Here is a 13225-nt window from a genome sequence, read left to right as displayed (position 1 = left end):
AATGGCCATAAGTACTTTTTAAATGGGGGGTGAGCTAAAATGAAGTAAAAAACTTTTAGCCATCTTATCTTTAAACAAGTATCCGCATTTAAATCAAAACCAGCCACCAGTCTGGCAGCAGAGATCGGGCAGCTATCCAAGCTGCAAACTCCACTTAAGTGGCAACCTGCTTACCATTTTTCCTACAGAGATAAGCTAGCTATCGCAACTGCAACTGCTCTTCTTGCAGAATAATCAGCTTACCTCCCTTCCTACAGAGATTGGGCAGCTATCGAAGCTGCAATGCTTTAACTCAGATAATAAACATCTTACTAATATTCCTCCGGGAAGTAGGGCAACTTTTTCAGCTTAATAGACTTTCTTTATGATACAGCCAACTAGCCTTGCTTCCTGCACAGATAAGTCAACTTTCTCGGTTACGCGACCTGTGCTTAAGCAATAGCCAGCTTACCTCCATTCTAAGAGAGATAAGGTAATTATCTTAGCTGCAATACCTTTGGCTATGCAATAACCAGCTAACTACTCTCTTCCCGCAAGCATAGGGCAGCTGCCTTCAGCTGCAAACGCTCTACTTAAGCGGCAACCAACTTACAGCCTTTCCGGCAGAGATAGAGCAGCTACTTAAACTATTAAATTTTAAGCTAAAGGGGAATCTACTAGAAAACATTCCAGCGAAAGTAAAACAGTTTTCCAAGCTATAGCTGAAAAGGTAGATGTCTTCACAACCTATAATATTAAAAGGGCAATGGGCATCCTCCAAGGCTTTTAAGAATATAGATTAACGTAAGTTATCGGATAAGAAAACACTCTAAAGGCAGTTTTAAATTATATCTAAACTGTAAGCCAACTCATTAACGTTTGTTTTTCCCTGCAAGTCAATTGAATGCAGGGCTTACAGGGCTCGTAAGCATAGGTCCCTGCTCCGCTGATTAGATTGACAAAAAAATGTCAAGGATTACGCTGGCAATGTTGTTCGATTTGACAAGAGTTTTTTTCAATTTAATTTTAAGTCTTTCAATGATGCCCCGTTTCCTTATTAAAATCTTATCTACCTGTGTGACATTAGCTTGCTTTTCATATTCTTTCTAGGCCTAGTAATAATTCCTAACCTCTTTTTGTAAAGCTTGATAAACATTTGGTAGGATACCTATCTCTTGTCGGTAAACATTTTGCCAAAAATGTTTTTAGGCAGGTCAGAGACAGGGACTGGAGTCTCCCCATTTCCTGGTGCTAACATATAAGCAAGCATTTCCCCTTTATCATTAATAGCTAAGTGTAATTTGAATCCATAAAAGTACCCTGTAGAAGTTTTTCCTCTTTTTGCTATCTTTTTTAAAACTTGGAAGGAAGTTGGATGCGACGAGTATGGCACACTATCAATAGAGTAAGAGTGATAAGCTAAATGCCTGTCCACTCTCTTTAAGCAAGCTTGTGAATAAACAAAAAGTGGAAATAAGCATGTTTTCATTAAAGTGATGAACTTATAATAGGAAAGAACATGAGGAAAATATTAGACCTCTTTCGAAACTGGAATAAAATGTAAATTTTAGTAAAATGGTGACTCAACATTTAAAGGAGGAACCATGAAATTTGATAAGATAGAGAAATTAGATAATGAACGGTTTCGCAGATTGACAGGGGTAAAGCGTAGTACTTTTGATAAGATGGTGCAAATTTTACATGAAGCCGATACAGCCAAGAAGATTAAAGGCGGGCGTAAATATAAACTACGTTTAGAAGATATGCTGTTAATGGCCTTGGAATATATGCGCGAATATAGGACCTATTTCCATATTAGCCAAAGCTATGGAATTAGTGAAAGCTCAGCTTATAAAGCGGTGAAATGGATTGAAGATACGTTAATCAAGCATCCAGATTTTGCTTTACCGGGGCGTAAAGAGCTTTTGAAAAGCGATACGGAATATGAGGTTATTTTGGTTGATGCTACAGAAACGCCTATTGAGCGCCCTAAAAAAAACAAAAGCGCTATTATTCAGGGAAAAAGAAAAAACATACCCTAAAGACCCAAGTTGTAGTCGATAAGAAAAGTAAAAAAGTAATTTGTACCTCATATAGTAATGGCAAAAAGCATGATTTTAGGCTGTTCAAAGAATCCCAAGTTAAAATCAATCCACAAATAAGAGTGTTAACCGATTCAGGGTATCAAGGATTAAGAAAGCTGCATACCCAAACTCAAATGCCTAAGAAAAAAAGTAAGAAGAATCCTTTGACTCAAGAGGATAAAAGAACAAATCAAAGTTTATCCAGAGAAAGAGTTGCCAATGAAAACGTCATTGGCCTCCTTAAGCGATTTAAAATTATAGCAGATCGCTACAGAAATAGACGTAAAAGATTTGCACTTCGCTTCAACTTAATTGTAGCAATCTATAATTGGAAATTAAATACGTGAATTTCGAAAGAGGTCTAATGATAATTTTGATCCTCTACTTCTTTTATTGCTTTTCCATTGAGTGGTTTTTTAAGTGGCTTTCAACCAAAATTTTGTGCCATTCACCCCCGATTGCTTACAAAAATCATCTTCTCTTAAAAAACGGAGATTAACAAGTGGATATCTTTTTCAATCATTTCGACCTTCAAGCTTTAAGTTTTTTTAGTGCAAAATGCTTTTAAAACATGTGAAGGTCTTTTTTCAGCTATTTTTTTATCCGATAACTCGCGCTAAGTTAAATTACTTCCTATTGTTGGCTGGCAAAGGAGCTTAGCTAAATTATTTCTCGATAGGCTAGCTTACTTGGAAGTCTTCATCTCCTTATTGGCTTCTTCAACAGATGGATTTAAATAATCTACATCCGTGGGAAATTCATCATAATTTACATCAGCCACGTATTTGCTATAATTTTGCGTAAGCTTACGAGTAGTCTGAGAAGCACTTTCTTGAAGGGCAAGCTTTAATGCTTGCAAGTTAACTTTACGATTAGTAACAGCTAAAGATGCATACTGCCCTACAACATGAGAGGCAGCCCCTCGAGATGCTATAGCAGTACTACGACATACAGGCGCTGTTAAGCTAGTCATACATTTTCTCCTTAGAAAACATGTGTTTAATATAAATTGTTAATCCCATATTTGGCTGTCTTTTATCCAGAAGAAAGATCTATCTTTTTAGCTTAAGGAATTAAAGAGCCTAAGTGTTTAAACTTTTTGCTTAATTTAACCCTAAGTTTTTCTAACAAAAAAATCAACTTCATTCTAGCGATGTTGCGTAAATGATAAGAAGTGGGTGCAATAAAATTGCTCATTAACGCTTAAAGAGCTATAAAATTTAGCTTGCAAAAGCAAAAATATAGGCAAGCTATGGAAAAGAAGTTCACTTACTCTATACGTCCTACCTCTAAGGGGTTTGATTACAACGAAGCTTTAGTGCAAAGAGGAAGCCTAACTTTAGGGTTTATCGAACATCATTGCCAGCGTAGCCCTTGGAATTTTTTTATCAATCTAATCGGCGGAATAGTAGCTTAGGCTTACGGCCTCTGTAAGCTCTGCATTCAATTGACTTGCATGGAAAAACAAAAGTAATGAGTTGACTTACAGCTTAGGATATGGTTTGAAGGTATCTTAGAGTGTTTTCTTACCCGATAACTCGCGTTAATACAAGGCTGCGTCTTAAAGGGACGAGCTATTAGATTACTTACGCAACAAGGCCGAGCTAAGAATAAAAAGGCCTTTACTGATTTTTAAGTAGATGAATCTAAACGAACGCTTAACAAAAGAAGTTAACAATAAGAGGCTTAACTTAATATAATTTTAAATCTTTCCTATAAGGAAGGCATCATTTTCTATTAAAAATAATTTCCAAGCGCCACCTAATAAAGTATTCCCTTTAAAGCTAAGGATAATTGTCATTGTGATCACTCTCTTAGTATAAAAGACTTTTTAAATAAGCAGAACCTTTGAAAAAGAGGCGCACGGTGCTTAAAAAGTTCCGGCGCCTAGTTTGTTCACGGTCTGAATTTGAATTTTACATGATTAATAAGGAAAAGACAAAAGCGAAAAGAGAAACCGATTCGATAATACCGATAGCAGCAAAGCATTTACCAAATAAGGAAGGTTCTTTTAAAGTAGCTTGAATGCCTGTCGCGCAAACTTTACCTTGATAAATAGAGGAAAGCATGATGGCACCGCCAGCACTTAGTCCAATAAATACCGCTGATAAGGGAGAAAGTGTCCCTTCTTGAATAGCTCTGCTCATTAGCAGCATCTCCAAAAAACCGTAGATACATTGAGAGGAAGGAGCAGCAGACATACCAATAAACTTGCCGTGTCCTTCTTCTGTTCGGCTCATCGCCGCATGAGAAGCAGCGCCTGCAATATAACAGCCAATACAACTGCCAATCAAACTAAGCCCGAGAGCTATTGCAGGTCCTGCCATGCTAAAATCCATGATAATTCTCCTAATTGATGATTGAAAATGTTAATCTTTATCTTTGCTTAAAAGGCGTAAAGGATTGAATTTTTTACCGCCACCCTCGAATGAATAGTGATACCACTCAAGAAAATTAAGGCGTAAGCCATGAATGACACCTCCCATAATGCTTAAAACAATATTAGTCGCATGTCCGAGTATAAAGAGGACTGCACCTATAGCAAAGAAAGTGGCACTGGCAAATTCATTGATGGTAGAGCTAACCATTGCTCCTGCTAAGCCAAGAGCGTAAATACGTAAATAAGACATCGCATCGGCAAAAATTTGAATAATGGTCATAGGCTCAAGAAAACCTTTCCAACGATGTTGGCATAGGCCTAAAATAAAGGCTATCAATATTCCTCCGCCGACAAGATAGACTCCTCCTTCTCCCATTGATTTGGGCACACCAAATGCAAAGTGAATAATTGAGGTAGCATTCAGGTAATAAGGAATATACAGATAAGCTCCAAGCATAAATATTACCCATCCTATAGCACTCCAATTACGATCTAGATATCTAAGGAGGGAAAGAATGATATGGACAACTCCAACCATTAATGCTATTTCGAAAAGGATGTTATCGTAGAATCTAAAATACATCGGGTGCTCAACTTTTCCTTTCTTGATTACTGTGGCATTATCAAAAAATTCTGTCGGTGTTTTAGATTCTTTTAATTGAGGAATCTCTTGGACAAATTCTTCATACACATCATCTTTATGATAAAAATGATACTCCCCTTTTTTCTCTACCAGCCGATGGATTAAAGATATCTTTCTAATAGGACTATGAATATCCAAATGAATGCCAAAATATGAAGCCGTCAAGGCACCCCAAACCATACATGCTATACTCAGGATAAGAGCAAGCTTCCATACGCGATGCCCTAAGCCTTTCAAATTGGCATATTTATAACGGATGAATAGGGCCATCAGTAAAAAGATCAAGCCATATCCAGCATCGCCCACAATCATAGCAAAAAAGGCGGTAAAGGATGTTAAAACCCACCAGGAGGGATCTTTATCAGTCGAGGAAGGTGTGTCATAAATATCAACTAGATCTTCTCCAATCTTTTCATAACCTGTATTCTCAAGGTAGGTAGGAACAATTTCGCCTGGCTCTATAGCGACTTGCTCGATATGCACATCTGTCTTTTCGGCCAATAGCCTTAAATCAGCTTTTTTATCCACAGGGATCCATCCTGTAACGGCAAATAAAAAGCCTTCCAAAGACTCCGAGGAATAGCTTGACGCCGCCTGAAGATGATAGCTATTAAATTTAAATAGTAGGGCGCGATGTAAAAAACTGTTATATTTAGCATAATCCTTGAGGCGATGTTCAACGGTGCGGATCTCTTTTTTAAGGGAAGCTAAATGCTTTTTTAATTGACTCGCCGTGCGAGGAACCTGCATCTCACTCAAACCATCATACTGAATCGGTTCTTTGCTGATAGAGATAAAGTAATCTAGGCCGTGATGATTGCTATTCACGACTATCAGCTCTGTGGGGAGATCCTCGCGTTCTGCGCTTCCAGTTTTAGCAGCAAAGAATTGTATAGTTCGTTTTCCTTCTTTTTCAATAAAAGCTATATCCTCATGAGAAAAATCCCCAAATGCTTCAACACGTATAATTTCAAGATGGGTCAACCTTTCATCTTCAGTAAGCTTAATTAATTCCTGATTTAGCTGAAGAATCTCATTAGCCAGATGATCAGCAAGCTCATATTCTTCTACTTCCTCTTGCTCCATTAAAGGCAAGCTACGTAAAACCTTTATAGCAGCTAGAGTATCTTGAATAGAAGAGGGCAGCTCCGGGGTGCCTGAAGAATTAAGATTAATAAAATGAATAAGCCCAGCTTTTTGAGCTTCCTCAAAGAAATAAGCCCGCTGCTCTTCTGAGCCGACGATAAGAAATTTTTCTAGGTCAACTCTCATAGCTGTTCTCCTGCTTGAAGAGCTCTTTGTTCTAATAAATGCTTTTTACGGCCCTCGATTTTAGATTTAGCTACTTTAGCACGCGATACAGCAGCAAGCTGTTGATCCCCTAAAAACACTTTGATTTTTTTGATATTACCAAGAGCTCGTGGGATAAGGATTTTTTCAAAAAGGTTTACGCGAATAGCGACTTCACGTAATTCATTTTCTAAAGCTGCTTTCTTTTCCTGAGCAATATCAATTTTCACCTGAGCCTCTGCTAAGCCGCGCACACCGAGCACGACTCCATCCAGCCAAGGTGGAGTGTCAAATAAAGAGTAATGGAAATCTGCAAAATCGACCCCCTCAAAGTAAGGAACTTCCACGCCAGCGATATTTTCATAATGTTTATGGACGGACAATATATTTGCAGCACCCATGGGGTCAATCTCTGACTTATCAGACAAGAGCTCTGCATAGCTTTTAACCTCACCGCGCAATGCATGATAGTGATGTTCTAATTTCAAAATTTCAGAACGCGCTTCATTGACTTCAACTTGTAGCATGGCTTTCTTAAGTTGGAGCGTAGGCAAGTATTTTTGTAACTGCGCTAGCTTATTTTGCTGCATTCTAAGTTCGTTTTTCGTTAACTTAAATTCGGCCAACTTTCACTCCTACATTATTTAAGCATCTATTCCAGCTGATTCAATAGCCCACAATCTAAACACATTAAAAAATAAACAAGCAAAAAAGAAGGAGGCAACAACATTTTAAACATTTAAGGTGTATCGTTATAAGTAATTTTACCAGCTTAATTTTGCTTTCTTCTTCTCTGCCCTTATCTTGCCTCTGTCGCTACACTAGAAGGCCAATATTTGGCCACTAAAGCTTGCTTAATGCCGATTTCATCGGATTTAAAACATTCAGCTAAAATACGCCATCCTAGGTCTAAAGCCTCTTCGATAGTAAGATTTACCTCTAATTTCATCATACGCTCTTCAAATAGCTGCGCGTAATGAATCAGCTGCTCATCCCAGTGAGAGAGCTTAAAACCCATGCCTTGGCGCTCTTTAGCTTTCTTAGATTCTGCATAGAGCCGAATCATGCCGTTGGCTAGATCCCCATGATCTTCGCGAGTCACATGGCCAATCACTAGCTGTTTTAAGCGAGAGAGTGAGCCAAAAGGATCAATTTGACGGTTATGAAGATAAAACTGGCCTTCAGTAATATAACCCGTATTGTCAGGTACTGGATGAGTCACATCATCTCCAGGCATCGTAGTAACCCCTACAATAGTGATGGACCCACTCCCTTCAATTAAGACAGCTTTCTCATATCGAGAAGCTAAATCAGAATACAAGGAGCCTGGGTAGCCCCTATTTGAAGGAACTTGGTCCATAGTGATGGCTATTTCTTTAATCGAATCTGCAAAAGCAGTCATATCTGTTAGCAAAACTAGGACATGTTTGCCCTCAATAGCAAATCTTTCAGCGCAAGCTAGCGCCATATCGGGCACCAGCAAACACTCTACAGCCGGATCTGTAGCACGATGGATAAACATAACCGTTTTATTTAAAGAACCTGAAGCCTCAGCATTATCAATAAAAGCTTGATAATCTTTAAAGGTAAGCCCCATACCCCCTAAAATCACTACGTCTGCATCGGTTTGATTAGCAATCCGCATTAAAAGAGGATTGTAAGGTTCGCCTGCCACTGAAAAAATGGGTATTTTTTGAGATTTAACTAAGCAGTTAAAGACATCGATCATGGGGATATTAGTACGTACCATTTGACGAGGAACGATTCTCTTGACAGGATTAAATGAAGGAGTACCAATGTTGATACTTTCGCCAAAAATTTCAGGACCTCCATCAATGGGAAGGCCAGATCCACTTAATCGGCGTCCCAAAAGGGCATCACCAAAAGCTGCTTGCATTTGACGTTTTAAAAAAATCACTTTATCCTGAGTAGAAATACCGCGTGTATTTTGAAAGACTTGTAAGGTTACCCGTTCTCCTTCAATTCGTAAAACGGAAGCATAGACGCTACGGCCATCTTGCAAGTCAATTCGGGCTAACTCTCCTAGGCTAACGTCCGTCGCCATAAGAGTAATCAGATTTCCCCGCATGTCATTAATTCTTTCATAGACTTTTTTCATCTCAGCTGACCTTTTAGTTTGCTTTTTCAATAAGCTGCTCAATACGAGCAAATGTTTCACGATAGTGGCTTGAAGTTGTCGACATAAAGTTCATATTTTTTATCTGGTTTTGAAGGCTGTTAAAATATTGACGTGCCTCATAATGAGTCGTAAATCTAAAGGGCTTGCCAAAAACTTTATTGATTAACTTAAAAGTAATGATCTGCCTTTTGAGAGGAGAATATGCATCTTCTTTATCAAAAGCATTTTGTTGTAAATAGGCAAAATCGTAAAGCTCAGCTTTAAGAAAGATTACCATGTCTTCAATCGCGGTGCCCTCCTCGCCGACTACTTCCATACGCTTACCAATTTCATAACCTTTGCGTAAGATTGTTTCCGCTGTCTGAACCATCTCTCCCCACCCTTCACACTCCTCGTCAAGTTCCTGGCTTACTTGATCGATATATTTAGACCAAGAGATCAAAGGATCAATCGCTGGATATCTGCGAGAATCAGAACGTTCCCTCGACAGACCTAGAAACGCTCCTACAACCGCTAAAGTTGCTTGAGTTACAGGTTCTTCAAAGTTACCTCCTGCCGGTGATACAGCGCCTCCAATAGTGACCGAACCTTGCTTTCCATTTTTTAAAGAAATCGCTCCTGAGCGCTCATAAAAATCAGCAATACGAGAGGCTAGATAGGCAGGGAAGGCCTCTTCGCCAGGAATCTCTTCAAGACGTCCAGACATCTCTCTTAGAGCTTGCGCCCAGCGAGAAGTAGAATCAGCTAACAGAAGAATATCTAAGCCCATTTGGCGATAATATTCAGCAATGGTAATACCCATATAGATCGATGATTCGCGTGCCGCTACCGGCATGGAAGAAGTATTACATATAATTACTGTACGAGTCATTAAAGTCTGATCAGTATGGGGATCAATTAAATGAGGAAACTCTCGCAGAATTTCTACAACTTCGCCTGCACGTTCCCCGCAAGCTACGAGAACAACGATGTCTACGGAGGAAAATTTTGAAAGGTGATGTTGAAGGACTGTCTTACCTGCTCCAAAAGGCCCTGGGCTGCAAAAAGTGCCGCCTTTCATTAAAGGAAATTGCGTATCAATAATCCTTAAGCCTGTGTCCATCATTTTAGAGGGCTTAATCTTCTCACCTTCAAACAGTGAGGTTTTAATAGGCCATTTTTGCACCATCGTAAACTGATGCTCATAGCCATTTTCATCCATTGCTTTAGCTACTACGGTATCAATACTGTAAGTCCCTGGCTTAATAACCCAAGTGATTTTATATTTTCCAAAATGGGAAAAAGGTAACATGATATGATGCTTGAAACGCTCTTCAATAGTGGTGCCTAAAGTATCCCCCCTTGTTAGAACATCGCCTATCTTAGCTACAGGTAGGTATTCCCAATGGCGTTGCCTATCCAAGGCAGGAATATAGACGCCTCTGGATAAAAAGAAGCCTGCTACATCTGCCACATTTTCCAAAGGATTTTGAAGACCATCTAAAATAGAGGTTAACAGGCCAGGGCCCAATTCAGCTTCCAGAAGATCTCCCATGAATCTGACCGAGGTGCCATATTCAATCCCCGTCGTATCTTCATACACTTGAACTTTAGCTTCGTTCCCTATAATTTCAATTACCTCTGCCTTAAGATCAACGCCTTGCACATCAACCATAGCTATTTCGCCCTGACGAATATGACCTTCAAATTCCACCTGCAGCAAGTTGCCAAAAGCTTTCACAACTTTTCCTTTACTCAAGCTTATTTTTTCTTGTTCTACTGTTGTATCAGCGCTCATAGTTTTCCTTTAATGATAGTATCTACAATTTGTAATCCCTGTTCTTTGTCTAAAGCGCTCCACTTCTCCACGAGAATAAAGCTAGCTAGATAAGCTAATATGCTATCAAAGGAAAAGACATTTAAATCTCTTACCTTTTCAAGGGTTTTTAAACGATATTCATTTAATGCTTTTTGTAAAACTAAAGGAGTAGTATGTTTCTCATCTAGAATGTTTTTTAATTCTTCAAAACCTGCTGGAGGCTCAAATGTTTTGGAATCTTTTTGAGAAATTAATTGCACCACTATATCTTCATCAAAATTTTCAAATTGAAGCTCTTTAGCCATATCGCGCTCTAATTTTTTTGCTCTATAGGCGGTTAGGATGAGTCGTAAGTTTTTCTCAAAACTAAGGTAACTTTTTAAGAAACCTTGGGTGCTTACCACCTCTTCTCTAAAAAAAGCTGCCATAAGCTGCGGAAAATGATCAATACGAGCTTCTTTACTTTCATAGCGCTCTAAATATTCCATCATATAAGAAGGCAGCAAAGCCGCCTCATCTACAATGGTTTCTTCTAGTTCGTTCAAGTCTAGGTTACCATATTTATCGATAGGTTCTTTTTTTAGATAAGAACGAATATTAAGGAGATCATGGTAACGCCTTAAAACTTGGGTTTGGACATAGTCAGCTTCTGCAAGATTGTCCGCTAGCAATCTTTGCAAATCTCTCCAACTAATGTCAGGCTTTTCACCTAAATGGAGAGGAGGTAATGAAGTTCCCACAAAATAATATTGACGGTTCATAGTGCTTAACTACCAAAAAAGAATTTGCGAAAGTCTTTACGTACATAACGTGAAATTAAATCTTTTAAAGTTTCATCACTCATATCGATCGTCAAGCATTTGTCAATAAATTTTATCTTTACTCCGCCTTTAAAATCTCCTACCACCACGCTTTGATCTTTCAAGCGCTTAAGGATGCCATCAGCTAGCAAATCATTGACTTCTTTAGTAGAGACAGTATGCGGTACAACGGCCGACAAATCTCCGGCCAGGCCTTCCTTCTCGATGGCTTTTATCAAGGCGGCAATTAGATCAGCGATCACTTTAGGGTTAATCGTTGACTGATTAAGTAGCGTATTGAGTTGATCATTAAAAAGATTATGCTCAATTGTTTGCTTTAGAGCTTCTACAGATTGCTTAGAGGCTTGTTGTAGAGATGAATGGAATACATGGCGTTCTTGTTCAAGAGTTTTACGTCCCGCCTGAATTAAAGTTTCCACATGCTTTTCGGCTTCTTCAATGATACGATCAGCTTTTTGCTCAGCCTCTTGGATGATTTTTTTAGCTTCTTCTTTTGCAGGTTCTAAAATCTCGCTTCTCAATTGCTCGGAAATTTTTTTTATTTTATCTTGACCTTTCTCTAATGTCTTCATTGTACTCATCCTCTAGCGGTGTTATCTCTCATTATAAAAATCTGACAGCTTTAAAAAATAAAGGTGCCAAAGGGGAAAAGAGCCATTGTTATTCAGAATGTTATTTAGCTTGCTTAGATTTTTTCAAGACATTTTGCTCGCTAAAAATATATCTCCCATGGTAATAAATTATCTAGTTTTTCCTACTTAAGGACCTATGAAAAAATTATATAAATTTTTACGCTCTATTTCTTTAATAGGATTGAGTCTAATTTTACTTAGCCGATTAGAGGCCGTTGAAGAATTGGCCTCTCCAAGAATAGACCACAGTTCTAACTCTCCTAGTGTAGCTATTTTTATTCCGCCTAAGGGATGGCTGACAGCGGACCAAGAGGCTTTATCTGCGCATATCAAATATATGGTAGTTGGGCCTAAAGTACAAAATGAAATGCCTCCCACTATGAATCTATTGATTGAGCCTTATGATGGCACACTTAAGGATTACTTGAAAAGCATAAAGAAAATTAATGAGGCCCATGGAGATAGTTGGAAAGATCTAGGAATATTAAAAACAAAAGCAGGCGAGGCTAGTTTATCGCAAGTCGACATGCGCTCGAAATGGGGCGGAGAAAAACTTATGCATGCTATTATTGTCAGAAACAAGTATGCTTATGTGCTGACTGCGACTGCAGCTAAACAGGAATTCGCCAGGTTTTATCAGGAGTTTTACCAAGCATTACGCTCCTTACAGATCTATGATAACATTTTAGATGTAATAAAAGATCCTGTGAAAAAAACTCATCTTGAAAATGCTTTTGCAAAAATTCAACAGGCTTTCGATGCAGCTTTAGCTAAGGGGCAGGCTACCCCCTCTTCTCTCTCTCAAGCTAACTGGAAAGAACAAATCTTTTACCATCCTGATTTTCAGAGTCATCATTGGAGCCCTTTTAAAGCCATGCTAAAACGCGATTATAATGAGCTAAGCCCTGAAGAACAAAACGCTTTAATTGCAAACTACTACACTAAGTTACTGAATTAGAAGGAACACAACAAAAGGAAAGAAGATTTTTCATCTTATATCTCTTTAATACACAAGGAGAAAAAATTTTTTTCTCAATAGCTAATATAAAAGAAAAGAAAAAAAATTGCAGAAAATGATTTTATATGCCATAACAGCATTGATGCATATATTTATAATTTTTAACACCAACACAAGGTACCAAAGGAGTACGTAAACATGAAAAAATTCAAAAAGATGATTGCTTTGACAACTCTGTTAGCGATATGCGGTTCCACTGTAGATATTAGTGCTCAAGAATATGTTAGCAATGTAGGTGGAATTTGCTATGAAGAATCTCGCCAAGCCCATAGCTTAGCACCAGCGATTGCACTTGGAACCATTGCAGCTGTTGCTATTATTGCTGTAGCGGTACAGAATAGAAGCCACGGACATGGACACGGCCACGCTCATTAATTCACAATGTAATGCATGAGATGCTACAACCATGCAAAAAGATTACAAAGAAAGGGGCTCATCTA

At 38.5% G+C, this 13225-nt stretch carries 13 protein-coding genes; 5 read left to right on the top strand and 8 right to left on the bottom strand.

What is annotated here, in order from left to right:
* The first annotated feature begins 223 nt into the window (after nucleotides 1-223).
* Together NEOC84_RS10050 and NEOC84_RS03235 are read left to right on the top strand one after the other, a co-directional pair.
* Nucleotides 224-352: a hypothetical protein gene (locus NEOC84_RS10050; RefSeq protein ID WP_278248297.1), complete on the top strand. Its 129-nt coding sequence runs from the start codon at nucleotides 224-226 to the stop codon at nucleotides 350-352.
* 1231 nt (nucleotides 353-1583) lie between these two features.
* Nucleotides 1584-2410 (top strand): IS5 family transposase gene (locus NEOC84_RS03235; protein ID WP_242678176.1). Its coding sequence is split into 2 segments (ribosomal slippage): nucleotides 1584-1971 and nucleotides 1971-2410, totalling 828 coding nucleotides; the frame shifts between segments, so codons are not numbered across the junction.
* Nucleotides 2411-2748: 338 nt separating this feature from the next.
* Here NEOC84_RS03235 and NEOC84_RS03230 read toward each other — a convergent pair.
* Complete coding sequence (locus tag NEOC84_RS03230) at nucleotides 2749-3036, bottom strand: hypothetical protein (RefSeq protein WP_166155249.1); 288 nt, start codon at nucleotides 3034-3036, stop codon at nucleotides 2749-2751.
* Nucleotides 3037-3315: 279 nt separating this feature from the next.
* Between NEOC84_RS03230 and NEOC84_RS03225 the strand changes: the two genes are divergently transcribed.
* Nucleotides 3316-3480 carry a hypothetical protein gene (locus NEOC84_RS03225; RefSeq protein ID WP_166155247.1) on the top strand — a complete coding sequence of 55 codons (165 nt, stop codon included), beginning with the start codon at nucleotides 3316-3318 and terminating at the stop codon, nucleotides 3478-3480.
* Nucleotides 3481-3979: 499 nt separating this feature from the next.
* On the opposite strand, the gene NEOC84_RS03220 is transcribed toward NEOC84_RS03225, so the two are convergent.
* The 7 genes from NEOC84_RS03220 to NEOC84_RS03190 form a co-directional block, all read right to left on the bottom strand.
* On the bottom strand, nucleotides 3980-4405 hold the full coding sequence (locus NEOC84_RS03220) for an ATP synthase subunit C (protein ID WP_347566633.1): 426 nt from the start codon (nucleotides 4403-4405) through the stop codon (nucleotides 3980-3982).
* 27 nt (nucleotides 4406-4432) lie between these two features.
* Nucleotides 4433-6358 (bottom strand): V-type ATPase 116kDa subunit family protein, encoded by a 1926-nt coding sequence (locus NEOC84_RS03215; RefSeq protein WP_166155243.1) that lies wholly within the window; start codon nucleotides 6356-6358, stop codon nucleotides 4433-4435.
* The gene (locus NEOC84_RS03210; RefSeq protein WP_166155241.1) at nucleotides 6355-7002 is read right to left on the bottom strand and encodes a V-type ATP synthase subunit D; all 648 of its coding nucleotides are present in this window, start codon (nucleotides 7000-7002) and stop codon (nucleotides 6355-6357) included. Before NEOC84_RS03210 ends, NEOC84_RS03215 begins: the two co-directional genes overlap by 4 nt.
* 173 nt (nucleotides 7003-7175) lie before the next feature.
* Nucleotides 7176-8495: a V-type ATP synthase subunit B gene (locus NEOC84_RS03205; RefSeq protein WP_166155239.1), complete on the bottom strand. Its 1320-nt coding sequence runs from the start codon at nucleotides 8493-8495 to the stop codon at nucleotides 7176-7178.
* A gap of 13 nt (nucleotides 8496-8508) precedes the next feature.
* Nucleotides 8509-10293: a V-type ATP synthase subunit A gene (locus NEOC84_RS03200; protein WP_166155237.1), complete on the bottom strand. Its 1785-nt coding sequence runs from the start codon at nucleotides 10291-10293 to the stop codon at nucleotides 8509-8511.
* Nucleotides 10290-11075: a DUF2764 family protein gene (locus tag NEOC84_RS03195; RefSeq protein WP_166155235.1), complete on the bottom strand. Its 786-nt coding sequence runs from the start codon at nucleotides 11073-11075 to the stop codon at nucleotides 10290-10292. Before NEOC84_RS03195 ends, NEOC84_RS03200 begins: the two co-directional genes overlap by 4 nt.
* A 5-nt stretch (nucleotides 11076-11080) precedes the next feature.
* Nucleotides 11081-11707 carry a V-type ATP synthase subunit E gene (locus NEOC84_RS03190; RefSeq protein WP_166155233.1) on the bottom strand — a complete coding sequence of 209 codons (627 nt, stop codon included), beginning with the start codon at nucleotides 11705-11707 and terminating at the stop codon, nucleotides 11081-11083.
* 196 nt (nucleotides 11708-11903) lie between these two features.
* On the opposite strand from NEOC84_RS03190, the gene NEOC84_RS03185 reads away from it, so the two are divergent.
* Both NEOC84_RS03185 and NEOC84_RS03180 read left to right on the top strand, forming a co-directional pair.
* Entirely contained in the window at nucleotides 11904-12725 is an 822-nt protein-coding gene (locus NEOC84_RS03185) for a hypothetical protein (protein ID WP_166155231.1), read from the top strand.
* 198 nt (nucleotides 12726-12923) lie between these two features.
* Nucleotides 12924-13160, top strand: coding sequence for a hypothetical protein (locus NEOC84_RS03180; protein WP_166155229.1), 237 nt, complete (start codon nucleotides 12924-12926; stop codon nucleotides 13158-13160).
* Nucleotides 13161-13225: the final 65 nt, after the last annotated feature.

The sequence above is a fragment of the Neochlamydia sp. AcF84 genome (assembly GCF_011087585.1).
Taxonomy (GTDB): Bacteria; Chlamydiota; Chlamydiia; order Chlamydiales; family Parachlamydiaceae; genus Neochlamydia.
The sequence above is the reverse complement of the archived record's forward strand: the minus strand, read 5'-3'. Positions and strand labels throughout refer to the sequence as shown.

Coding starts and splice junctions, on each gene's coding strand:
- NEOC84_RS03230 (WP_166155249.1), bottom strand. CDS start 3,036: ATGACTAGCTTAACAGCGCCTGTATGTCGTAGTACTGCTATAGCATCT.
- NEOC84_RS03225 (WP_166155247.1), top strand. CDS start 3,316: ATGGAAAAGAAGTTCACTTACTCTATACGTCCTACCTCTAAGGGGTTT.
- NEOC84_RS03215 (WP_166155243.1), bottom strand. CDS start 6,358: ATGAGAGTTGACCTAGAAAAATTTCTTATCGTCGGCTCAGAAGAGCAG.
- NEOC84_RS03205 (WP_166155239.1), bottom strand. CDS start 8,495: ATGAAAAAAGTCTATGAAAGAATTAATGACATGCGGGGAAATCTGATT.
- NEOC84_RS03200 (WP_166155237.1), bottom strand. CDS start 10,293: ATGAGCGCTGATACAACAGTAGAACAAGAAAAAATAAGCTTGAGTAAA.
- NEOC84_RS03195 (WP_166155235.1), bottom strand. CDS start 11,075: ATGAACCGTCAATATTATTTTGTGGGAACTTCATTACCTCCTCTCCAT.
- NEOC84_RS03190 (WP_166155233.1), bottom strand. CDS start 11,707: ATGAAGACATTAGAGAAAGGTCAAGATAAAATAAAAAAAATTTCCGAG.
- NEOC84_RS03185 (WP_166155231.1), top strand. CDS start 11,904: ATGAAAAAATTATATAAATTTTTACGCTCTATTTCTTTAATAGGATTG.
- NEOC84_RS03180 (WP_166155229.1), top strand. CDS start 12,924: ATGAAAAAATTCAAAAAGATGATTGCTTTGACAACTCTGTTAGCGATA.